The 20244-nt window shown below is 73.2% G+C and carries 23 protein-coding genes; 7 read left to right on the top strand and 16 right to left on the bottom strand.

All coding sequences use genetic code 11. The features are described 5' to 3' along the window. Positions 1–81: 81 nt before the first annotated feature. Entirely contained in the window at positions 82–681 is a 600-nt protein-coding gene (locus tag D0D15_RS31325; RefSeq protein ID WP_094004831.1) for a hypothetical protein, read from the bottom strand. Next, the gene (locus tag D0D15_RS31320; RefSeq protein WP_094004830.1) at positions 678–899 is read right to left on the bottom strand and encodes a hypothetical protein; all 222 of its coding nucleotides are present in this window, start codon (positions 897–899) and stop codon (positions 678–680) included. Before D0D15_RS31320 ends, D0D15_RS31325 begins: the two co-directional genes overlap by 4 nt. 254 nt (positions 900–1153) lie before the next feature. Here D0D15_RS31320 and hisS point away from each other — a divergent pair, with 254 nt between their 5' ends. Then, positions 1154–2440, top strand: a complete 1287-nt coding sequence (gene hisS / locus D0D15_RS31315; RefSeq protein ID WP_115944969.1) for a histidine--tRNA ligase — start codon at positions 1154–1156, stop codon at positions 2438–2440. A gap of 2 nt (positions 2441–2442) precedes the next feature. On the opposite strand, the gene D0D15_RS31310 is transcribed toward hisS, so the two are convergent. Both D0D15_RS31310 and D0D15_RS31305 read right to left on the bottom strand, forming a co-directional pair. Further along, complete coding sequence (locus D0D15_RS31310) at positions 2443–3105, bottom strand: HAD family hydrolase (protein ID WP_094004828.1); 663 nt, start codon at positions 3103–3105, stop codon at positions 2443–2445. A 52-nt stretch (positions 3106–3157) separates the two neighbouring features. Then, positions 3158–3697: a hypothetical protein gene (locus tag D0D15_RS31305; protein ID WP_233157180.1), complete on the bottom strand. Its 540-nt coding sequence runs from the start codon at positions 3695–3697 to the stop codon at positions 3158–3160. Between the two features lie 264 nt (positions 3698–3961). Between D0D15_RS31305 and D0D15_RS31300 the strand changes: the two genes are divergently transcribed. Further along, positions 3962–4333, top strand: coding sequence for a hypothetical protein (locus D0D15_RS31300; RefSeq protein ID WP_143266170.1), 372 nt, complete (start codon positions 3962–3964; stop codon positions 4331–4333). On the opposite strand, the gene D0D15_RS31295 is transcribed toward D0D15_RS31300, so the two are convergent. The 4 genes from D0D15_RS31295 to D0D15_RS31280 all read right to left on the bottom strand — a co-directional run bounded on the left by D0D15_RS31295 (position 4330) and on the right by D0D15_RS31280 (position 7843). Then, positions 4330–4965 carry a GNAT family N-acetyltransferase gene (locus D0D15_RS31295; RefSeq protein WP_094004826.1) on the bottom strand — a complete coding sequence of 212 codons (636 nt, stop codon included), beginning with the start codon at positions 4963–4965 and terminating at the stop codon, positions 4330–4332. The two genes, D0D15_RS31300 and D0D15_RS31295, sit on opposite strands and share 4 nt — an antisense overlap. 14 nt (positions 4966–4979) lie before the next feature. Beyond that, a complete protein-coding gene (locus tag D0D15_RS31290; RefSeq protein WP_094004848.1) occupies positions 4980–6077 on the bottom strand; it encodes an alpha/beta hydrolase family protein in 1098 nt (365 codons plus the stop codon). Positions 6078–6154: 77 nt separating this feature from the next. Continuing rightward, positions 6155–7150, bottom strand: a complete 996-nt coding sequence (locus D0D15_RS31285) for an MBL fold metallo-hydrolase (RefSeq protein ID WP_094004825.1) — start codon at positions 7148–7150, stop codon at positions 6155–6157. A gap of 54 nt (positions 7151–7204) precedes the next feature. Next, positions 7205–7843 (bottom strand): SDR family NAD(P)-dependent oxidoreductase, encoded by a 639-nt coding sequence (locus D0D15_RS31280; RefSeq protein WP_115944968.1) that lies wholly within the window; start codon positions 7841–7843, stop codon positions 7205–7207. A 377-nt stretch (positions 7844–8220) separates the two neighbouring features. Here D0D15_RS31280 and D0D15_RS31275 point away from each other — a divergent pair, with 377 nt between their 5' ends. Next, positions 8221–8406, top strand: coding sequence for an antitoxin (locus D0D15_RS31275; RefSeq protein WP_094004823.1), 186 nt, complete (start codon positions 8221–8223; stop codon positions 8404–8406). 92 nt (positions 8407–8498) lie between these two features. Continuing rightward, the gene (locus tag D0D15_RS31270) at positions 8499–9419 is read left to right on the top strand and encodes an MBL fold metallo-hydrolase (protein WP_208646205.1); all 921 of its coding nucleotides are present in this window, start codon (positions 8499–8501) and stop codon (positions 9417–9419) included. A gap of 4 nt (positions 9420–9423) precedes the next feature. Here the strand turns inward: D0D15_RS31270 and D0D15_RS31265 are convergent, their stop codons facing one another. Together D0D15_RS31265 and D0D15_RS31260 are read right to left on the bottom strand one after the other, a co-directional pair. Then, complete coding sequence (locus tag D0D15_RS31265; RefSeq protein ID WP_094004821.1) at positions 9424–9852, bottom strand: PPOX class F420-dependent oxidoreductase; 429 nt, start codon at positions 9850–9852, stop codon at positions 9424–9426. Continuing rightward, positions 9849–10715 carry an NAD(P)-dependent oxidoreductase gene (locus D0D15_RS31260; protein WP_094004820.1) on the bottom strand — a complete coding sequence of 289 codons (867 nt, stop codon included), beginning with the start codon at positions 10713–10715 and terminating at the stop codon, positions 9849–9851. Before D0D15_RS31260 ends, D0D15_RS31265 begins: the two co-directional genes overlap by 4 nt. Before the next feature lie 50 nt (positions 10716–10765). Here D0D15_RS31260 and D0D15_RS31255 point away from each other — a divergent pair, with 50 nt between their 5' ends. After that, complete coding sequence (locus tag D0D15_RS31255) at positions 10766–11143, top strand: MerR family transcriptional regulator (RefSeq protein WP_094004819.1); 378 nt, start codon at positions 10766–10768, stop codon at positions 11141–11143. Between the two features lie 25 nt (positions 11144–11168). Here D0D15_RS31255 and D0D15_RS31250 read toward each other — a convergent pair whose 3' ends face one another. The 6 genes from D0D15_RS31250 to D0D15_RS31225 all read right to left on the bottom strand — a co-directional run bounded on the left by D0D15_RS31250 (position 11169) and on the right by D0D15_RS31225 (position 16569). Next, positions 11169–11765, bottom strand: coding sequence for a TetR/AcrR family transcriptional regulator (locus D0D15_RS31250; RefSeq protein WP_094004818.1), 597 nt, complete (start codon positions 11763–11765; stop codon positions 11169–11171). Between the two features lie 76 nt (positions 11766–11841). Beyond that, positions 11842–13146, bottom strand: coding sequence for an ABC transporter substrate-binding protein (locus D0D15_RS31245; protein WP_094004817.1), 1305 nt, complete (start codon positions 13144–13146; stop codon positions 11842–11844). A gap of 10 nt (positions 13147–13156) precedes the next feature. Beyond that, positions 13157–14215, bottom strand: a complete 1059-nt coding sequence (locus D0D15_RS31240) for a branched-chain amino acid ABC transporter permease (RefSeq protein WP_115944966.1) — start codon at positions 14213–14215, stop codon at positions 13157–13159. Further along, positions 14212–15090 (bottom strand): branched-chain amino acid ABC transporter permease, encoded by an 879-nt coding sequence (locus D0D15_RS31235; protein WP_094004815.1) that lies wholly within the window; start codon positions 15088–15090, stop codon positions 14212–14214. Before D0D15_RS31235 ends, D0D15_RS31240 begins: the two co-directional genes overlap by 4 nt. Beyond that, positions 15090–15797, bottom strand: a complete 708-nt coding sequence (locus D0D15_RS31230) for an ABC transporter ATP-binding protein (RefSeq protein ID WP_094004814.1) — start codon at positions 15795–15797, stop codon at positions 15090–15092. The genes D0D15_RS31235 and D0D15_RS31230 overlap by 1 nt, the downstream gene beginning before the upstream one ends. Further along, positions 15790–16569, bottom strand: a complete 780-nt coding sequence (locus tag D0D15_RS31225; protein WP_094004813.1) for an ABC transporter ATP-binding protein — start codon at positions 16567–16569, stop codon at positions 15790–15792. The genes D0D15_RS31230 and D0D15_RS31225 overlap by 8 nt, the downstream gene beginning before the upstream one ends. A 218-nt stretch (positions 16570–16787) precedes the next feature. On the opposite strand from D0D15_RS31225, the gene D0D15_RS31220 reads away from it, so the two are divergent. Both D0D15_RS31220 and D0D15_RS31215 read left to right on the top strand, forming a co-directional pair. Then, positions 16788–18830, top strand: a complete 2043-nt coding sequence (locus D0D15_RS31220) for a DUF6351 family protein (protein WP_115944965.1) — start codon at positions 16788–16790, stop codon at positions 18828–18830. A 4-nt stretch (positions 18831–18834) separates the two neighbouring features. Then, positions 18835–20046 carry an FAD-binding protein gene (locus tag D0D15_RS31215; RefSeq protein WP_158224405.1) on the top strand — a complete coding sequence of 404 codons (1212 nt, stop codon included), beginning with the start codon at positions 18835–18837 and terminating at the stop codon, positions 20044–20046. The last annotated feature ends 198 nt before the right edge of the window (positions 20047–20244 follow it).

Genomic DNA, 20244 nt, shown 5'->3' with positions numbered 1-20244 from the left:
CACCACCACCCCACCAGGCTCACCCCGGCACGGCCACCACGCCGCCACGCCCGTGATCCTCCGCCACCCCGGGCAGCGGGATCAGGCCGGCGAAGGCGGCGGCCCCGGCGGCGCATCGATCTCCCGCCGGGGCCGGGTCCCGCCCGTGAGCTGGCGTTCCTCGGTGATCGTCCGGTCGAGTTGGTGTGCCAGGCGGGGGATCGTCGTCGACGGGAGGTACGTCGTCGCCCCGGCGTTGAGCATTCGCCGGACCGGGCCCTCGTAGCTGACGCCCAGCTCGGCGTCCTCGATCTCGGCCACCACCACGCGCGCCCGCGGGAACGACCTCCGGAGGTTGCCGATCAGCTGCGGGCTCACCGGCGGCACCAGCAGCACGTCGGCCGTCGGTGGTGCCGCGTGCATGTCGATCACGATGTAGTCCGTGCCGAGCTCGGCCGACAGCGACGCCCGCGCCGACTCCGACAGCCGCATCGCCGTGGCGACCACCATCACCTCACCCTCGGCCGCCGGGCCGGCGGAGCCCCGGGAACCGGGCGCGCCGAGCGTGCTGGAGATCGTCGCGACCGCCTCACCGTTCCGCGTGATCACGAGGTCCTCGCCCGGCTCCAGGGCGTCGATGAGTGCCACGACATCCGCCGGCAGGCGTGACACGTCGATCCGCCGTGCGTCGCGTCCCGTCACGAGGCCCGGAACTCCCGCCACGCGGCGACGGCGAGCGTCTGGTGCGCGCCGTGCTCCTCGCGCGTCCGGACAGCTACGTCATCGCGGACGAGGCGACGGACCGGCTCGTCCGCATCGTGGGGCTCGCCGGCCTGGCCCAGGAACCGCTCGACGTCCTCGCGCAGCACCACCCGCGCCGGCTCGATGATCAGGGCGGACGGGGTCGTCGGCGTCGTCATGGAACCCGATCATCCCAGAAACCGGCCGCCGGTGATTTTTTCCCGCATCGGCGGTTTACCCGCTCGGCGGCCGGGGTAGCCAGGCGCCGGAGTCGCAATCCGGTGGACGCAGGGGTGCCGTCGGATGGAGCAGGAAGCCCCGGCCCACCTCCCCCTCGGCGGGCCGGGGCTTCCGTCTGCCCAGGGGTCGTGCGCGGCCGCCCGCGCCGGCGCGGGACAATGGCAGGCGCACCCGACCAGCAAAGGACCGATTCATGGCGAAGGCCGCCGAGCCACCTTCAGGTACCCGCGACTTCCTGGCCGACGACGTGCGTCGCCGGAAGGCCGCGTTCGACACCGTCAGCGCCGTCTTCGAGCGCTACGGCTTCGACCCCCTGGAGACCCCGGCCTTCGAACGCCTCGAGGTCTTCGCGGGCAAGCTCGGCGACGACGCATCGGCCCTGATCTTCAAGATCCTCAAACGCGGCGTGCACGAAGCCTCCGGCGAGGCCGACCTGGCGCTGCGCTACGACCACACCGTGCCGCTCGCCCGGGTCATCGGCACCTACGGCAGCAAGCTGCCCGCGCCCTACAAGCGCTACGTGATCGGCCCGGTGTGGCGCGCCGACCGCCCCGCGCAGGGCCGCTTCCGCGAGTTCGTCCAGTGCGACCTGGACACCGTCGGCTCGTCGTCCCCGCTGGCCGACGCGGAGACGCTGTGGGCGATCAACGACGCCCTGATCGCGCTGGGCGTCGAGGACTTTCGCTTCCTGGTCAACAGCCGCCAGGCGCTGCACGGCCTGCTGGAGGCCTACGGCATCCCCGAGGAGGCCGGCGCCAAGGTGCTCGGCAGCCTGGACAAGCTGGACAAGGCCACGCCGGACGCCGTGATCGCCGAGCTGGCCGACCGCGGCCTGGCGACCGGCACCGCGGAAAGCCTGGTCGGCGACGTGGTGGCCGCCGACACCGACCGGATCCGCAAGCAGCTCGACACCACCGAACGCGGCCGCGCCGGCCTCGCCGAGGTCGACAAGCTGCTGGAGCTCACCGCCGGGCTGCCGTCCGGCCGGGTCGTGTTCACCCCGCGGATGGTGCGCGGCCTGGACTACTACACCGGCCCGATCTTCGAGGTCAGCGCCGCCGGCTACCCGGGTTCGATCTCCTCCGGCGGCCGCTACGACGGGCTCGTCGCCAAGCTCGGCGGCCCGGACATGCCGGCCTGCGGCGGGTCGATCGGCCTGGAGCGGATCCTCGCCGGACAGGCCGCGGCCGACGCCGAAACCGGTGGCCTGGACGTCGCGCTCACCGTCCTCGGCGCCGAGGACGAGGTGCTGCGGCTGGCGAACCGGCTGCGTGCGCGCGGCCTGCGCACCGGCGTCTACCTGGGCACCTCCGGCAAGCTCGCGCGCCAGCTGAAGTGGGCCAACGACCAGCGCGCGCGCACGGTCCTGATCTACGGCCCGGCCGAGCAGGAGGCGGGCGAGGTCACCGTGCGGGACATGGCGTCCGGCGACCAGACCCGCGTCGCGCTCGACGACGTGCCCGCCCACCTGCGGCCGTAACCTCAGCGCGGGGTCGATCCGAACGGCAGGTCGTCCAGGCTCGCGCGGAGTTCGTGCAGGTCGGCGAAGGTGCGCGCGGCCCCGTGCTCGGTCAGCTCGGCGGCGGAGAACCCGCCGGTGAGCAGGCCGACGCACGGCAGGCCGATGCGCCCGGCGGCGACGCAGTCCCAGACCGAGTCGCCGATCACCACGGCCTGCTCGCCCCGCACCTTCTCCAGCGCGACCTCCAGCAGGTCCGGTTCCGGTTTGGTGGCCTCGACGTCCTGGGAGCTGGTCCAGTCCCCGGCCAGCTCGCGGCCGTCGATCAGGTCGAGGTAGTGGTCGACGTGGTCCGGTTTGCCCGAGCTGGCCAGCACCACCCGGTAGCCGGCGTCGTGGGCGGCCTGGAGCAGCTCGTGGGCGCCGTCGAGCGCGCACACCTCGGGCAGCATCCCGTCGACCAGCTCCTTCCACTTGGCGCGGACGTCGTCGCCGCAGGAGTCCTCGACCTCCGGCCCGGCGACCTCGGGCACCAGCTGGTCACCGCCCATGCCGATGGCGCGGTGCAGGCGCCACACCGGCACGGTCACGCCGTGGCCGCGGAAGGCGCGGAACCACGCGAGCGCGTGGTGGTAGTTCGTGTCCACCAGCGTGCCGTCCACATCGAGCACGAGAACCTTGGCCATACCGGGCGGATTGCCCAGGGCGCCGGGCCGGGAAACGCTCACCCCAGTGTGCTCACGTACGCGAGCAGCCCCACGACCGGCACCGCGGCGGCCACCAGCCGGAGGTCCGGCCGCGGCGCGGAGCGGAGCAGGCGGACCCCTCCGGCACGAGCGCCACGCCCAGGCCCGCCACCGCGACGAGGGACAGCGCGGTGGTCCCCTTCAGCACGCCGAGCGGCAGGGCCGCCGTCGCCGCCAGCCCGAGGGCCTGGACCGGGTGCAGCACGCGCGCCCGCCAGGCGGCGAACGCGAGCACCGGCCAGCCGAGCAGGATCGTGAACGTCAGGTAGCTGAACAGGTGCGGGTCCCCGTAGGCGTCGCCGACGAACCCGGCGCCGCGATGGCGGGCGAGGGCGGCCTGGTCGAACCCGGCGTGGCAGACCCGCCCGAAGAGCCTGGTCACGACGAGAACCGCGCCGCAGGCACCCCAGCCGGTCCCGGCCCGCGCGGCGAACGCGAGCACCGCCGGGCACAGCAGCAGCATCCCGGCGAGCAACGACAACGGCGCGGCGATCATCGCCGGACCACCGATCCAGCGCAGTTCACGAGTCATGGGGCGAACCTGCCAGCGCCCGTCCGCGGCGAATCGGGCCAGGGCGGACAGTTCCGGCGGCGGGGTCGGACCTGGGTATGACCGCCGCGGGACCGCACCGGCCGGATATCGCGGGCCGCAGCCCGGACCGCCACGAGCACCGCGCTTCCGACCATCACCGCGCCCAGGGCGCGACCGCCATCCCGATATCGCTCGGGCGCCATCGGACCGAGGGATGACCGCCCTGGGCGGACGTGCCTGCCTCACGGAAATGCGCCCTTCCCCGTGGCGGACACGAGCCACCGCCGCTCTTTCGGCCGCGCTCCTGGTCGCCGTGGACATCGCCGTCGGGGCAACCTGCTGCGCGACGACACCGGCTGGCGGCTGGGCGGGCCGGTGGCGGTCGCGATCGTGCTCGGGCTCGCCGTGCTGCTCCAGCGGCGGTGGCCGGTCCCGGTGCTGGTGGTGTCGTCGGCGGCCGCGTTCCTCGGGGTGCTCTGGGATCCCTTCGCCGCCACCGCGCTGGTGCTCCACGTCGTCGCGCGAGGGCGGGACCGGCTGCTTCCCCTGCTGGGCGCGTGCGCGGTCGTCGCGGCCACCGCCCCCGGCGGCACCCAGCGGGCCGCCCACTCCGCCACACGCACCCGCCGACTCTAGATCCCGAACAGCGGCAGGCAGGGCGGCAAACCCTCGATCGTCACCGGGATCTCGTCGCGCCACGCGTCGCGGCTGAGGCGCAGCCTGTGCTCCACCGCCAGCTTGTCCTGGACCACGTGCCGCGCGACGCCGTCCGGCCGGTAGCCGAGCTTGCGCGACACGGCGAGCGAAGCGGCGTTGTCCTCGAACGCGCCGGACGCCGCCTCCTCCGCGCCGAGCCCGGCGAAGGCCAGGTGCAGCACCGCGCGGCGCATCTCGGTGCCGATGCCCTGGCCCTGGTGCCGCCGGCCGACCCACGAGCCGGTGTGCACCTCGCGGGTGATGGCGAACCGCTTCGCGCTCACGCTCTGCTGGCCGACCACCTGGCCGTCGCGGAAGACGACGAGGTCCAGGCCCCAGTCGTCCGGGCTCCAGCTGCCCAGCCGGAGCCAGTGGAACTGCACGAGCGACCGCGCCACGAGCCCCGGTTCCTGGTCGGTCCACGGGACGAGGAACGGCATCGCGCCCGGATCGTGGATCCCCTCGGCGGCGAGTTCGGCCAGCTCGGCGAGCTCGTCGGGCGCGGGCAGCCGCAGTTCGAGCCGTGGGGTCCGCACGCGGAGCGCGAGCAGCGGGAAGTGATCGGCCAGCATCGGCTCATCCTGGCTCAGGAGCTGCCGCGCGGGAACACCATTTCCGGGTAACGCGGCGACGGGCCGTCCAGCAGGTGGTCGTCGCGGCCGCGCAGCCACCGGTCGAAGAACGACGCCACGTACGCGCGCTGGGTGCGCACGGCCGTCGCCGGGTGGAGGGTGCCCAGCGGCACGCCCAGCTGCGGCAGCAGGGCCGCGGCGTCGGTGAAGGACGCGTGCTCCGAGCCGAGCAGCTTCAGCTGCCGCGCCCAGCCGTGCGTCGCGGCGAGGAAGGCCGTCCAGCCGGGGCCGGTGTCGGTCTCGCCGTCCTTGCCGACCAGCAGGAACGGCCCGTGCAGGCCGTCCGCCGCCGGGGGCATGAGGCTGCCGTCGAACCACGTCAGGTTCCCGTCCAGGTTCACCCCGGCCACCACGCGCGGGTCGGCCGCCATCGTCAGCGCCGCGGCCGCCCCGCCCATCGAGTGGCCGATCATGCCGACCCGGCTCACGTCCAGGCGGCTCGACAACGCGTCCAGCACGAACCGCGTGTCCGCGACCCGCACGCCGAGCGCCTTGCGCAGGAACGCGTCGGGCTCGCCGGGGTCGACCATGGTCCGCACCGAGCCGTCCGGGAACTCCACCTCCGGCGACTCCCAGGTGTGGTCGATGCTCACCACGACGTACCCGCGGCCGGCCAGGTCTTCGGCCGTCGCGGTGCCCCAGGTGCGCGGCTCGCCCAGCCCGGGCGAGTAGACGATCACCGGGTGCCGCCCGGGCACCGGCACGGCGTCGCGGCGCGCGTTGGTCCGCACCGACGCCCAGTCCGTGGCGGGCACGCCGAGACCCAGCAAACCGTTGGCGGTGACCGCGTCGAAGTGCGCCGCGGCGCCGGGCAGCATGTAGGGCGCCGGGCGCCCCGGGCCGGGCAACGCGGGGTAGTGCAGCGTCACCATCAGCTCGCGCGGGCCGCCGCGCCACGGGTCGGCGCGCGCCGGATCGACCAGGTGCAGAGCGGTCTCCCCCACCCGGTACGGACCGGTGGGCTGGGGCAACGCGAGCTTCGGCGCCGCCGACACCGGCGCCGCCGACGCGAGCAGCACCGTCACGGCGAGCACGAGAGATCTCCGGATCATGCCGGTGATGGTGCTCGGTCCCGGCGGCCCGGGCATCCGGGAACACCCTGAAACCGGCCCCGGAATCGGCGTCCGGTCTACAGTGGAATCACGTCGAGATCGCCGGGCGCGATGATGGTGCCCCGGTAACCGATCGCGTCCGCCGCCGCCTTCGCCTTCCCGAGGTAGACGGAGGCGGGCTGCGGCACCGGCGTGTAGTGGCAGAACACGAGCGTCCGCACGCCGGCCGCCTTCGCCACCGCGGGCACGTCCGTCACGTTCGAGTGCGCCTCCAGCAGGTGCCGGCGCAGCGCCTCGCCCTGGTCCGGGGGCAGCGTGTTCGCGATCGCGTCGACCTGGTCGTTGTCCTGCACCTCGTGCACCAGCACGTCACAGCCGCGCGCCAGCTCGATGAGGTTCGGGTCGGGAGCGGCGGTGTCGCCGGAGAAGACCACCCGTGTGCCGCTGCGCTTGAGCGTGAACCGGTAGGCGTAGGCGTTCTTCACCTCGGGGCCGTGGAACACGCGCGTCGCGTCGACCACGACGTGCTCGTCCTCCATCACGTGGGTGATCCGGGCGCCCACCGACACGTCCCGCGCCCGCAGCCGCGGGAACTCCGGGAACCCGCCACCGGTCTCGAACAGCTCCACGTCCTGGCCGAACAAGGTCTTCAGGCCGGCGACCTTGCGGCTCATCCCGGGCGGCCCCCACAGCCCGAGGTCGCTCAGGGCGGTGGGGGCGTTGGTCCAGCCGTGCAGGACCAGGTCCGGCAGCCCGGAGGTGTGGTCGAGGTGGTGGTGCGTGACGAACAGGTTGCGCACCGACGCGAAGGTCAGCCCCGCGGCCACGAGCTGCCGGGTGGTGTCCAGACCGCAGTCGACGAGGTAGGTGCGGCCGCCGGTGACCAGCGCGAGGGCGGGCTTGGCGCGGCCGGCGTTGACCTTCGGCCCGCCGTCCACGCCCAGCATGACGAGCCGGTCGCCGGTCACGGCCTGGGCGGGTGCGGCGGTGAGCGTGCTCCCCGCCAGCAGCGCCCCGCCCGCGGCGAGGCTCATCTTCAGGGCGGAACGGCGCGAGGCCGGGCGGTCGCACATCGGGGCTCCTTCGATCCGAGGGAGCTGCAGTATCGGATCACCCGCGCACCCCGATCAGCCCGCGTTCCATTGGTTGGCCCGCCCGTCGTGGACCACCTCGAGCGACCAGGGCCGGTCCTGCGTGTGCAGGGCCCAGTAGTGCTCGGCGATGTCGTCCGGGTCGAAGGCCGTGCCCGGGGCGACCGGCCCGGCGACCGTCACCGACGCCACGTGCACCCCGGCGGCCCCGTACTGGGCGTCGAGCAGGGCGACGAGCGTGCGGACCCCGGCCTTGCCCAGCGACAGGCTCACGTACCGCGGGTCGGGCTCCGGCATCCCGCCGGTGACGAGGATCGTGCCGCTGCCCCGGGCGGCCATCGCGGGCGCGACGTGCGCCGCGGCGGTCAGCGCGCCGCCGACGTTCACCGCCCACGCGTCCAGCTGCGCCCGCGCGGGCAGCTCCCCCGGCGCGTCCGGCTGGATGATCGCCGCGTTGTAGACCAGCACGTCCGGCGTGCCGAACTCCGCGGCCGCCGCGTCCAGGGCTTCCCGCAGGGCGTGCTCGTCGGTGCTGTCGGCGACGAAACTGCGCGCCCCCGGCAGGGTCCGTTCGGTCCGCGCCACGAGCGCGACGGGCAACCCCTCGCGCGCGAACCGCCTCGCCACAGCCTGCCCGATACCCGGCCCCGCGCCGATGACAACCACTCCACTCATGCGGCGACGGTAAAAGGCTGACACAGTGACAAGGTCAACGCCGCACGATCGCGACGGTGCCCGCGAGCCCTCCAGGTTGATCCCGGCGGCACCCGCGTCGAGGACGGCGGTGCCCGTCGCGGCCACGTCCCGGGCCGTTCCCCGTAACCGTTCTCGATCTCGGCGCCGATCGACACGTCCACCGCGGCGGCGACGCGCCCCACGGCGCCGATCATCGTGCCGGGACCGCAACGGGCCAATCAGTTCGAGCACCGTGGACCACACCGATCCAACACCGGGCCGGGCTGAAACCTCCGCTCACGTGAGTGACCCGCGAGCGGGGGATGTGGCGTTTTCGCCGACCGGGGGCGGGTAGCCGGGGCGCCGAGGAGGTAGCCATGAACATGTTCGACAAGGCCAAGGACGCCCTGGGCAAGAACCCGGACAAGGCGGACCAGGGCATCGACAAGGTGGCCGAGGCCGCCAAGGACCGCTTCGGTCAGCACGCCGACAAGATCGACCAGGCGTCGCAGAAGGCCAAGGACTTCGCGCGCGGGCAGCAGGAACAGCCGCCACCGCAGTGAGGAAGTCCACAATGGAATGAGCCCTTCGGGGCGAGGTGTTCGTCCCGGAGGGCTCTTCCCCGCACGCGCGCCGAGGGAGGATGCTGGGGCGCGTGTCCAGACCAGACCTGCACCCGGTGGCGCTGCACCCCGGCGTCATCGCCTTCCACCAGCCGCCCGGCGGCTGGTTCGTCAGCAACGCCGGCCTCGTCACCGGCCGGGACGCCGCCCTGCAGATCGACACGTTCGCGACCGAGCCGCTGAACCGGCGGCTGGAGACCGCGATCGACGCCTACCTCGAACCGGGCACGCGCCGCACCGTCGCGCTGACCCACGCCCACGGCGACCACGCCCACGGAGCCGGACGGCTGGCCGCCGCGGGCGCGACGATCCTGGCCACCCCGCCGGCCGCGGGCGAGGTGCTGTCCGGGCCGCACACGTACGACTTCCTGTTCAGCTGCGACTGGGGCGCGATCGACCCGCCGTCCGGCATCTCCCCGGTCACCGAGCCGCGGGACCTCGACCTCGGCGGCACGTCGGTGACGGTCGTGCCGGCGCCCGGGCCCGCCCACACGCACGGCGACCTGGTGGTCTGGCACGCGGAGTCGGGCACGCTGTTCACCGGCGACCTGCTGTTCCTGGGGGTCACGCCGCTGGCGCTCGCCGGGTCGATCGCCGGGTGGCTGGAGGCGCTGACCTGGCTGGAAACCTTCGGCGCCACGACGTACGTGCCCGGCCACGGCCCGGTGACCGCGGCGGCGGACGACCCGGTCGCGGACGTGCGGGAGTACTTCGAGTGGCTGCGCGAGGCGGTCGGCGGGTTCGACGAGCGGGCCGCGATCGAGGCGGCCGCCCGGGCGCGCTGGCCGGAGTGGGGCGCCGGCGAGCGGCACGGGGTCAACGCGCGGATCGCGTACTCGCAGGCCCACGGCGTGGAACTGGACTTCCCCGCCGGGGTCCGGGACCTGCTGAGCAGCGCCGCCGCGCACGGCGAGCCGATGACCGAGACGCGCCTGATCCGCCTCGACCTCTGAGGCGTCAGCGGATCTTCTCGCCGTAGACGCGCTCGACCTTCAGCGTCATCAGCACCCGGCGGTCGGACACCATGACCTCGCGGTACTCGTTCCAGTCCGGGTGCTCGCCCGCGGCCGCGCGGTAGTAGTCGACGAGGGCCTCGACCTCCGGGCCGTGCGGGTCGGTGCCCGGGCCGGTGAGGGTGACGCTGCCCTCGGCGGTCGCCCACGCCCAGCCGTCGGCGCTGGTGACCTCGAGCGCCGCGCGCGGATCGCGGCGGAGGTTGCGGGTCTTGGCCCGGCCCTCCGTCATGGACACGTAGATCAGGCCGGCGTCGCGGTCGTAGTACGGCGTGACGGGCGACAGCTGCGGCAGGCCGTTGGCCTTGATGGTCGCCAGGACGGCGATCCGGCTCTCGGCGAGCAACTGGTGCGGATCGAAGGACGTGGTCATGCGGGCTCCTTGTCGCGGAACTGTTCGATCACCGAGGCGTAGCTGTCGCCGCCGTGTCCCGCGGACACCGCGCGCCGCGCGGCCGCGCGGACGAGCGCCGGCAGCGCGGCGTCGACCCCGGCGTCCTCGCTCTCGTGGACGACGTGCTCGATGGCGGCCAGGTGGGTGTCGAGGGTGGCGTCGAGTGCCGGGTAGGTGCCCTCGTCGATCTGGCGCGCATACCCGGGCAACCACCCGGCGACCGTGTCGATTCCCGCGCGGGCGAACGGGAGGAACGAGTCCGCCGGCACCCCCGCGGCGCCGAGCAGGGCGGCGCTGTGCAGGAAGCCGTTCAGGATGCCGTACATCAGGCCCAGCACGGCCGTCTCGTGCAGCGCCGACAGGGCGGGGTCGTCGCCGAGGAAGGTCGCCGTGCCGAGGTCGCGCAGGATCTGCTCGTGCTCGTCGAAGGCCGCCCGCGCTCCGCTGTAGACGATGGCCGCCTCCGGCGTGCCGATGGCGGGCGGGGCGGCCATGATCGCGCCGTCCAGGTACCGGCCCGGGTGGCGCGCCGCCGTCTCCCGCGCCTCCCGGGAGGTGCCCGAGCTCAGGTTCACCAGGACGCGGTCGCCGAGCTCGCCGGCCACCGGGTCGAGGATCTGCCGCACGGCGTCGGCGCCGGTGACGCACACGATCACCAGCGGGCTCGCCGTCACGGCGTCGCGAACGGATCCGGCGCGGGTCGCCCCCTGCGCGACCAGGGCGTCCGCCTTGGCCGGCGAGCGGTTCCACACCGTCGTGGCATGGCCGGCGCGCACCAGCGCACCGGCGAGCGCCTGGCCCATCAGCCCCAGGCCGAGCACGGTCACGGAGTTCTTCGTCATGGCACGATGGTCGGGGTTCACACCGGTATGAAGGTCAAGGAGGAACCGGCGTGCTGATCGGCGAGCTCGGCAGGCGGACCGGGGTCAACACCCACCAGCTGCGCTACTACGAGGCCCAGGGCCTGCTGAAACCGGACCGGGGCGCCAACGGCTACCGCGAGTACGGCGAGGACGCCGTGGTAACCGTCACACAGATCCGGAACCTGCTGGACGCCGGGTTGTCCACGGAGGAGATCGGGGTGCTGCTGCCGTGCGCCAGCGGGGCCGCGCCGGACCTGGAGCCGTGCGACGAGCTGCTGGCAGTCCTGCGCGGCAGGCTGCACGGGCTGGACGACCACATCGGCACGCTCCTCCGGGCGCGCCAGACCCTGCACGGCTACCTCGAAGCCGCGGAACACCGGCGAGCCGGCGAGACCGCCCCGGTCTGACCGGGACAGGCGCTGTCCCGGGGGATCACTCCGAGCCCGGGTACAGGTGCCCCATCAGCTCCAGCACCTCGTCGATCATCTTGCGGGCCTTCGCCTTCGACGGGGCCGCCGCGACCTCGCGGCCCGCCTCCGTCGCCATCGCCGTCAGGCACAGCACCAGCATGTCCGACAGCGGCCGCTCGTGGCCGTTGACCAGCGTCGAGTTCGCGTGCAGCCACTCGCGGAACCGCTGCCGCGTCAGCAGCCCGAACCCGGCCGGCCCGCTGCCGGACAGGAAGATCCGCGCCAGCTGCCGCTCCTCCCAGCACCCCTCCAGGTACGCCCGGGTACCGGCGATGAACAGCCGCAGCGCGTCCTCCTCCCCCGCCGCCAGCGCGCTCCGGAACGCGCGCGCCGACCGGTGCTGCTGCCGCCGCGTGTACTCGTCGTACAGGGTGATCCACAGGTCCGACTTGGCGGTGAAGTGGTGGTAGAGGCTGCCGATGCTGGCGCCCGCCCGGTCGGCGATGTCGACCAGCTTGGCGTCCTCGTAACCGGAGGCGACGAACACCTCGCGGGCAGCGTCGAGCAGGGCGGCGCGCGTGATCTGCGCCCGCGTGCTCCCGGTGGTGGCCTCGGTCATACCCCGATTGTGCCGGACCGCACGGCTCGCGCCGGTCCCGGCGTGACGTGAGCCCCGCCGGGACGCGGCGCCCACCTCACGCCGCCGGCACGCCGTTGGCCGGCGCCGCCGGTTGCGGCGTCGTGTACGGCACCACCGGCCCGTCGCCGCCGTCGGTGGTCAGCGGCGTGCCGGACAGCACCTGCTGCCCGCCGCGGATGGTCGAGATCTGCCCGCCGGTGTACCCGGCGTGCGAGTCCGGCCCGTACCGGAACGGCACCAGGCCCGGCCCGGCGAACCCGCCCTTGTTCAGCGCGTCGATCAGCCCCTGCCGCGTCAGGTCCTTGCCCGCGGCCTGCAGCACCTGCGCGAACGTGTAGGCGTAGGACATCGCGTAGATGACGTTGCCGTCGAACGGCAGGTTCGGGATGTAGGTGTCGTGCACCTTCTTGAACAGCTGGATCCACGAGTTGTCCGCGCTGCTGCTCGCCGGCAGGTAGGCGCTGCTGACCAGACCTTCGACCAGATCGCTGCCCTTGACCGAGGCGCCGCTCTGCTTGGCGAAGTTCTCCAGCAGCCCGGACACCGTCACCGGGTCCGCGCCGACGCTGGACGCGATCAGCTGCGGGTTGTAGCCCAGCTTCAGCGCGGTCAGCTTGAACAACGCGGTGTAGGCCGGGATCGTCTCCAGCACCACGACCTCCGCGCCGCTGCGCGCGATCGCCGACACCTGGGCGGCGACGTCGGTGTTGCCCGGCTGGTACGGCTGCCGCGCCACGACCAGGCTCTGGTCGATGAACTTGTCCAGCCCCTTCATGCCGTCGGCGCCGAAGTCGTCGTCCTGGTAGAAGTAGGCGACCTTCTTGCCGGCGAAGTTCTTCGCCACGTAGTCGCCGAGGATCTTGCCCTCGACCGTGTAGTCGGGCTGCCAGCCGTAGGTGTAGGGGTTGCGGTCCGGCTGGTCCCAGCAGGTGCAGCCGGACGCGACGAACAGGTCCGGCACGCGCGAGCTGTTGAGGAAGTCCACGACCTTGGTGTGGGTCGGCGTGCCGAGCGCGCCGACCATCGCGAACACCTTGTCCTCCAGCACCAGCTGCTTGGTCAGCGTCACCGTGTTCGCCGGGTTGTAGGCGTCGTCGACGTACTTCAGGTTGATCTTGCGCCCGTGGATGCCGCCGTTGGCGTTGATGTAGTCGAACATCGCCTTCGCGGCCGGCCCCTGCTCGCTGTAGCCGGGCGCCGCGTTGCCGGTCAGCGGCAGGGTGCTGCCGATCAGCACCTCGGTGTCGGTCACTCCGGGCGTGCTGCCGCCACCGCCACCACCACCGCCGCACGCCGTCAACGTGAGGGCGAGCGCCGCGGTGAGCGCGACCGCCGCGCGCGGGCGTCTGGACAGGACCATCTCGTCTCCTTCAGTTCGTGCGGTTACGGCGGAGCAGGCGGCCGATCCGGCGCACCCCGGACTGGATGCCGCCGGGGAAGGCCAGGATGACCAGGATCAGGACCAGTCCATAAAGGACCAGCGGGATGTTGGCGTAGACCGCGCGCGGCAGGTCGGCCTGCTGCGCGAGATCGGTGGACCAGTTCGGCAGCAGCGTCACGATCACCGCGCCGTACACCGCGCCGGCGAGGCTGCCCAGCCCGCCGAGCACCGCCGCGGTGAGCAGCGACAGCGACAGGGCCAGCGTGAACGCCCCGGGCGCGGCGAGGTTGTTGACGATCGCGAACAGCCCACCGGCCAGCCCGGCGCAACCGGCGCTGACGCAGAACGCGAGGATCTGGGTGCGGGCGACGTGCACGCCGGACAGGGCCGCGGCGTCCTCGTCCTCGCGGACCAGCCGCATGTCCCGGCCCAGCCGGCTGCGGCTGAGGTTGGCGAGCAGGAACAACACGATCACCAGGCAGATGCCGCAGATCCAGGCCTGCCACCGCTCCAGCGGGAACGTCTCGCCGAGCGACAGCGGCGGCACCGGCGGGCTGACGATCAGCCCGTTCGCGCCGCCGAGGACGTCGCGCAGGCCGTGGTAGTCGGCCAGCGACGGCAGCCCCACCGCGAGCGCGAGCGTCGCGCCGGCCAGGTACAGCCCGCGCAGCCGCGCCGCGGCCACCCCGACCAGCGCGCCGACCAGCGCGGTGCCGGCGGTCGCCACGATCAGCACCGGCACCAGGCTCCACTCCGCGTTCTCCAGCAGCAGCGCGGAGGTGTAGGCGCCGACGGCGACGAACGCGCCGTGCCCGAGCGAGATCTGTCCACTGAGGCCGGACAGCACCGTCAGGCCGGCGACGGCGATGGCCATGTAGGCGATCTGGGCCAGCTGCAGGTTCGCGAACGGGTCCAGCGCGATCGACACCAGCCAGAACCCGGCCAGCCCGAGCACCGCCCAGCACCCGTGGCGCAGCAACGTCGAGCGCCGCCACACCGGCACCCGGGGCGTCTCCCGCCGGGGTGCCTGCGTTTCCGTCATCGTCATACCCGCCGCCTCGCTCCCGCGCCGAACAACCCGTGCGGCCGCACCATCAACACCACGATGAGCACGACCAGCGCGCCCAGCGTCACGATGTCCGGGCCCAGGTAGCCCGAGACGAAACTGAGCACCAGGCCCAGCGCGAGCCCGCCGACGACCGCGCCCGGCGGGCTGTCCAGCCCGCCGATCACGGCGGCGGTGAACCCGAACACCAGCACCGCGTCGAACGCCGTCGGGCTGACGAAGGTGCTCGGCGCGATCAGGACCCCGGCGATCGCGCCGACCACCGCGGCCAGCGCCCAGCCGACGGTCAGCATCCGGCCGACCCGCACACCCAGCAGCCGGGCCACCTCCGGCGCGAACGCCGTCGCCCGCATCCGCAGCCCGGCCGAGGTCCGGCGGAACACCACCGCCAGCACCACCATCACGGCGAGCACCACGAGCACGATCCACAGGTCGTTGGGCGAGAACAGGATCTGCCGCCCGCCGGCCTGGAACCCGGCGATCGAGAACGCGGGCGGATAGGACTGCGGGGTGCCGCCGAACACCATCCCGGCGATGCCCTGCAGCCCGACCAGCAGGCCGAACGTGACCACCACGGCGTCCAGCGGCGGCCGCTTGGCGACCGGCCGGATCAGCACCCGCTCCACGACCGCGCCGAGCACGAGCCCGGCGGCGATCGCGACGGCCAGCGCCAGCCAGTAGGACCCGCCGTTGCTGACCACGGTGTAGCCCAGGAACGTCGTGATCATCAACATCCCGCCCTGCGCGAAGTTGACGATGCGGGTGGAGCGCCAGATCAGCACCAGGGCCAGCGCGACCGCGGCGTACACCGCGCCGCTGGTCAGCCCGGCGAGCGTCAAGTCGAGGAACCGTCCCATCACATCTCCAGGTAGGCCCGGCGGACCCGGTCGTCGGCGGCCAGCCGGGCGGTTTCGTCGTCGGCGACCTTGCGGCCGACGTTGAGCACGACGGCGCGGTCGGCCACCGACAGCGCCGTGCCCGCGTTCTGCTCGACCAGCAGCAGGGTCAGACCGGTTTCGGCGCGCAGGCGGCGCAGCGTGGCGACGATCTGCGCGGCGGTGCGCGGCGCGAGCCCGAGCGACGGCTCGTCGAGCAGCAGCAGGTCGGGACGGCTCATCAGGGCGCGGCCGATCGCGAGCATCTGCCGCTCGCCGCCGGACAGCGTCTCCGCGCGCTGGTGCCGCCGCTGCTCGAGCGGCGGGAACAGCTCGAACATCCGCGCCACGCCGGTGCGCAGCCACGCCCGGTCCCGCCGCCACAGCCCGCCCAGCCGCAGGTTCTCCTCGACGGTCAGCTCGACGATCACGCCGCGGCCCTCGGGCACGTGCGCAACGCCCAGCCGGACCAGGTCCTCCGGGCCGTGACGCGTGATGTCCCGGTCGTTCAGGCGCACCGACCCGGACTTGGGCCGCAGCAGCCCGGACAGCGAGCGCAGCAGCGTCGTCTTGCCGGCGCCGTTCGCGCCGAGCACCGCGGTGATCGAGCCGCGTTCCACCGTCATGTCGATGTCGTGCAGCGCGCGCACCGGTCCGTACTCGGCGACCAGGCCGCTGACCTCAAGCATCGGCCGCCACCGCCTCGCCGAGGTAGGCGCGCTGCACGGCCGGGTCCTCCCGAACCCGCGCGGGCGTCCCGGTGGCGATCACCTCGCCGAAGTCGAGCACGACGAGCCGGTCGCAGAGGTTCATCACGAACTCCATGTGGTGCTCCACGAGCATGACCGTGGTGCGCTGCCGCAACCCGCGCACGATCTCGGCCAGCTCGCCGGTCTCGGCGGCGGACAGCCCGGCCGCGGGTTCGTCGAGGAGCAGCAGGCGCGGTTCGCTGATCAGCGCGCGGGCCAGCGCGACGCGCTTGCGGATGCCGTAGGGCAGGCTCGCGCACGGGCGGTGCGCGGCGTCGGCGATGCCGAACTGCTCCAGCATCCCCATCGCCTGGTCCCGCAGCCGCAGCTCGTGCCGCTCGGCCCACGGCGAGGCGAGCAGCGCGCCGACCGGGCCGGTGCGCGAGCGGTGCGTGGCACCGGCGGCGACGTTGTCCAGCGCGCTGAGGTTGGGGAACAACCCGAGCCCCTGCAGGGTGCGGGCGATGCCGAGCCGGGTGAGCCGGTGTGGCCGGGGCACGAGCCGGTGCCCGTCGAAGGACAGGGTGCCGGAGTCCGGGCGGACGAACCCGCAGATCGTGTTGAACAGGGTCGTCTTGCCGGCGCCGTTGGGACCGATGACGCCGAGCACCTCCCCTTCGGTCACCTCGAGCGAGACCGCCTGGAGGACCTTCAACCCGCCGAAGGACACGTTCAGCTCGTCCACTCGTAGCAACGGAGCGTGCTGCGCCATTTCTCGCGACCACCGCCTCTTCGCAGGTGCGTAAAACAGAATCAGGTTCGGTTTGGAGGGACCGTACACACATCGGGCTGTCTTGCACAGCCCCTTCGGACAATCCGCTCGAGCGTGATCGAACAGAACCCAGTTCCACACTTTTGCCTTGACCGGGCACCGTGCTATACCGGCCTGAGCGCCACGAGGAGGTGGCGCACGAGCCTGGGGGTTCTCCCGTGTTGCGTGCACTGGTGCTGGCCGCCGCGGTGACGGCGCCGCTGCTCACCGTCCCGGCGGCGGTCGCGGCCCCGCCCCGGCTGACCGTGGAATCCGTGTCCAACCCGCACCCCGACCTGGTCAGCGGCGGGCAGGTGCTGGTCCGGGTGCCGGCGGCACGGGACGTGCGGGTGACGGCCAACGGGCGCGACGTCACCGGCGCGTTCAAGCAGACCGGCGACACACTGCTGGGCCTGGTCGACGGCCTGCCGGACGGCGCCACCGAGATCGTCGCGAGCGCGCCGGGGCGGGGCCGCGCGAGCCTGCGGGTCACCAACCACCCGATCACCGGACCGGTGTTCTCCGGGCGGCAGCAAGAGCCGTTCTACTGCGAGACGCAGGCGTACGGGCTGCCGGCCGCAACCCCGCCGCTGTGCACCGCGCCGACCCGGGTCAGCTACCAGTACCGGACGACCGGCGGGCAGTTCCGGCCGCTGGCCGATCCCGCGTCCCGGCCGGCGGATCTCGCCTCGGTCAACGGGATGCCCTACATCGTGCGGGTGGAACGCGGCACGATCGATCGCGCGGTCTACGAGATCGCCGCGCTGACGGACGGCACCGCGCCGTCCCCGTTCACCGTGGAGCGCGGCTGGAACGAACGGCTCGTCTACACCTTCGGCGGCGGCTGCAATTCCGGGTTCCACCAGGGCGCCTCGACCGGCGGGGTGCTCAACGACCTGTTCCTGTCGCAGGGTTACGCGGTGGCCTCGTCGAGCCTGAACGTGCTGGACAACAACTGCAGCCCGATCATCTCCGCGGAGGCGGCGATGATGGTCAAGGAGCACTTCACCGAGACGTACGGGCCGGTGCGGCACACGATCGGCTGGGGCGGGTCCGGCGGCGCGATCCAGCAGTACGACATCGCCGAGAACTACCCGGGCATCCTGGACGGCATCATCCCCGGCATCTCCTACCCCGACCCGCTCAGCACCGGCGGGCCGGTCACCGACTGCCGCCTGCTCAACCGGTACTTCGCCGGGCCGGGCAGCTCGTTCACTCCCGAGCAGCGGGTGGCGGTGGCCGGGTTCCACACCTACAGCACGTGCGTGTCGTGGGAGCAGACGTTCGCCAACCGCGCGACGGCGACCGGCAGCTGCAGCCCGCTGATCCCGGTGCCGGAGCGGTGGGATCCGGTGTCCAATCCGGACGGTGTCATCTGCAACTCCAACGAGCAGCTGGTGAACCAGCTCGGGCGCGATCCGCGGACCGGGTTCGCGCGGAGCACGCTGGACAACACCGGGGTGCAGTACGGGCTCGCGGCGTTGCGATCGGGGCGGATCTCCGCGGCGCAGTTCGTGGACCTGAACGCCTCGATCGGCGGGCTGGACTACACGGGCGCCCCGGTTCCGCAGCGCAGCGCGGCCGATCCGAAGGCGCTGTCGGCGGCCTACCGGTCGGGGCTGTTCAACTCGGCGTCGCTGGGGTTGCGCACGACGCCGATCATCGACCAGCGCACGGATCTGGACCTGGCCGGGTTCGGGGCCGACATCCACACGACCGAGTGGTCGTTCGTGATGCGGGAGCGGCTGCGGCGCAGCGGGACGGCGGAGAACCAGGTGATCATCGCGAGCCGTCCGGCCGACGCGGCGGTGGCGGCTCGCTACGAGCTGGACGCGATGGACCGCTGGCTGACGGCGATCGGCAACGACCGGTCGCCGCGCGGGGCGCAGCAGAAGGTGGTGGCGAACCGGCCCGCGGATCTGGCCGACGGGTGTTACGTGTCGGCGACCGAGCGGTTGCGGGAGCCGTTGACCTACCCGTCCGGCGGGCGGTGCGGGGAGTTGTTCCCGGTGGCCGCGAACCCGCGTCTGGTGGCTGGTTCGGGGCTGGCGATGGAGGCGCTGAAGTGCCGCCTGAAGCCGATCGACTTCCGCGACTACCCGGTGGGTTTCACCCGTGAGGAGCAGCGGCGGTTGCGTGCCGCGTTCCCCGACGGGGTGTGCGACTGGGGCAAGCCGGGCGTGGGCGCGCGGAAACCAGCCGGGGTCTGGCAGAGGTACTAGCCGGGTGAACGTCTCCGACGCGTCCGTCGACTTCGGACACCTGGTGCGGCGGCGGCCGTCCGCCGTGGTGCGCCCGCGCTCGGCCGCGGAGATCGCCGGTGTCGTCCGGAGCGCGGCGGCGGACGGTGTGCCGGTCGCGGCGCGGGGACGCGGTCACTCCGGGTACGGGCAAGCGTTGACGGACGGTGTCGTGGCCGACATGTCCACGCTGGCGGCGGTGCACGAAGCAGGTGACGACCGGATCGTGGTGGACGCGGGCGCGGGGTGGGACGCGGTGCTCGCGGCGGCGTGGGAGCGCGGGCGCACGCCGCCGGTGCTGACCGACTACCTGGGGTTGTCGGTGGGCGGCACGTTGTCGGCCGGCGGGATCGGCGGGACCAGCTTCCGGCACGGGTTGCAGACCGACACGGTGCTTTCGCTGGAGGTCGTCACGGGTGATGGTGTGGTGCGGACGTGCGGGCCGGGGGACGAGCTGTTCGCGGCGGTGCTGGGCGGGCTGGGCCAGTGCGGGATCATCACGCGTGCCACGCTGCGGCTGGTCCCCGCACCGGCGCACGTGCGCCGTCAGGAGCTGGACTACGACACGGTGGCGGCGGCGGCGCTCGATCAGGTCCGGTTCATCTCCGAGGACCGGTTCGACTTCGTGCAGGGGCAGGTTCGTTTTGGCGGCTCCGGGCGGCGGGTGTTCCTGGAGACGTACTCCGAAGGGGGCGGGGACCTGCCGTTCCTGGAGTTCCAGCACCGGCTGGACGCCGCGGAGGCGCTGCTGACCGGGACCGGCGCGTGGTTCCACCCGCACCCGTGGTGGAACTGCTTCCTGCCCGAGCCGGCCGCGGTGGACTTCCTGAGCACGCTGGTGGAGCGGCTGAGGCCGGAGGATCTCGGCGAGGCCGGGTGTGTGCTGTTCTACCCCGTCTTCACCGGCCGGGTGCGGGCTCCGCTGGTGCGTCTGCCGGCCGAGCGGATCGCCTTCCTGGTCGCGATCCTGCGCTTCCCCCCGGACGACGCCGCGCTGGCGGCCCGGCAGGTCGCGGAGAACCGCCGCTTCTACGAGGAGGCCCGCGAGCTGGGTGGAGTGACGTACCCGATCGGCGCGATCCCGTTCACGCCCCCGGACTGGCAGCACCACTTCGGCGACCAGTGGCCGTCCCTGCGAGCATGGAAGTCCCGCTACGACCCGGCGGGCGTGCTGACCCCGGGACCGGGGATCTTCTGAGGGGCCTCAGTTACCCGGACCAGGAAGCCCCAGCCGCTCCAGGCACTCCCCGCTGCCCCACCACGCGCAGCACCCCCACCGGCGCCAGTCAGCCAACCGCGCCACCCGCGCCGGGCGCTCCCCAGCCACTCCCCCACTCGCGCCCGGCGCGGGTGGCGCGGTTGGCTGACTGGCGCCGGTGGGGGTGCTGCGCGTGGT

It is taken from the genome of Amycolatopsis thermalba (assembly GCF_003385215.1).
Classification (GTDB): Bacteria; Actinomycetota; Actinomycetes; order Mycobacteriales; family Pseudonocardiaceae; genus Amycolatopsis_E; species Amycolatopsis_E thermalba.
Note: the sequence above shows the minus strand (reverse complement) of the source record. Positions and strands in the feature narration are given on the sequence as shown.

Coding starts and splice junctions, on each gene's coding strand:
- D0D15_RS31280 (WP_115944968.1), bottom strand. CDS start 7,843: ATGAGTGGAGTGGTTGTCATCGGCGCGGGGCCGGGTATCGGGCAGGCT.
- hisS (WP_115944969.1), top strand. CDS start 1,154: ATGGCGAAGGCCGCCGAGCCACCTTCAGGTACCCGCGACTTCCTGGCC.
- D0D15_RS31250 (WP_094004818.1), bottom strand. CDS start 11,765: ATGACCGAGGCCACCACCGGGAGCACGCGGGCGCAGATCACGCGCGCC.
- D0D15_RS31260 (WP_094004820.1), bottom strand. CDS start 10,715: ATGACGAAGAACTCCGTGACCGTGCTCGGCCTGGGGCTGATGGGCCAG.
- D0D15_RS31240 (WP_115944966.1), bottom strand. CDS start 14,215: ATGACGATGACGGAAACGCAGGCACCCCGGCGGGAGACGCCCCGGGTG.
- D0D15_RS31225 (WP_094004813.1), bottom strand. CDS start 16,569: ATGGCGCAGCACGCTCCGTTGCTACGAGTGGACGAGCTGAACGTGTCC.
- D0D15_RS31320 (WP_094004830.1), bottom strand. CDS start 899: ATGACGACGCCGACGACCCCGTCCGCCCTGATCATCGAGCCGGCGCGG.
- D0D15_RS31285 (WP_094004825.1), bottom strand. CDS start 7,150: ATGTGCGACCGCCCGGCCTCGCGCCGTTCCGCCCTGAAGATGAGCCTC.
- D0D15_RS31265 (WP_094004821.1), bottom strand. CDS start 9,852: ATGACCACGTCCTTCGATCCGCACCAGTTGCTCGCCGAGAGCCGGATC.
- D0D15_RS31290 (WP_094004848.1), bottom strand. CDS start 6,077: ATGATCCGGAGATCTCTCGTGCTCGCCGTGACGGTGCTGCTCGCGTCG.
- D0D15_RS31295 (WP_094004826.1), bottom strand. CDS start 4,965: ATGCTGGCCGATCACTTCCCGCTGCTCGCGCTCCGCGTGCGGACCCCA.
- D0D15_RS31275 (WP_094004823.1), top strand. CDS start 8,221: ATGAACATGTTCGACAAGGCCAAGGACGCCCTGGGCAAGAACCCGGAC.
- D0D15_RS31305 (WP_233157180.1), bottom strand. CDS start 3,697: ATGACTCGTGAACTGCGCTGGATCGGTGGTCCGGCGATGATCGCCGCG.
- D0D15_RS31235 (WP_094004815.1), bottom strand. CDS start 15,090: ATGGGACGGTTCCTCGACTTGACGCTCGCCGGGCTGACCAGCGGCGCG.
- D0D15_RS31230 (WP_094004814.1), bottom strand. CDS start 15,797: ATGCTTGAGGTCAGCGGCCTGGTCGCCGAGTACGGACCGGTGCGCGCG.
- D0D15_RS31310 (WP_094004828.1), bottom strand. CDS start 3,105: ATGGCCAAGGTTCTCGTGCTCGATGTGGACGGCACGCTGGTGGACACG.
- D0D15_RS31245 (WP_094004817.1), bottom strand. CDS start 13,146: ATGGTCCTGTCCAGACGCCCGCGCGCGGCGGTCGCGCTCACCGCGGCG.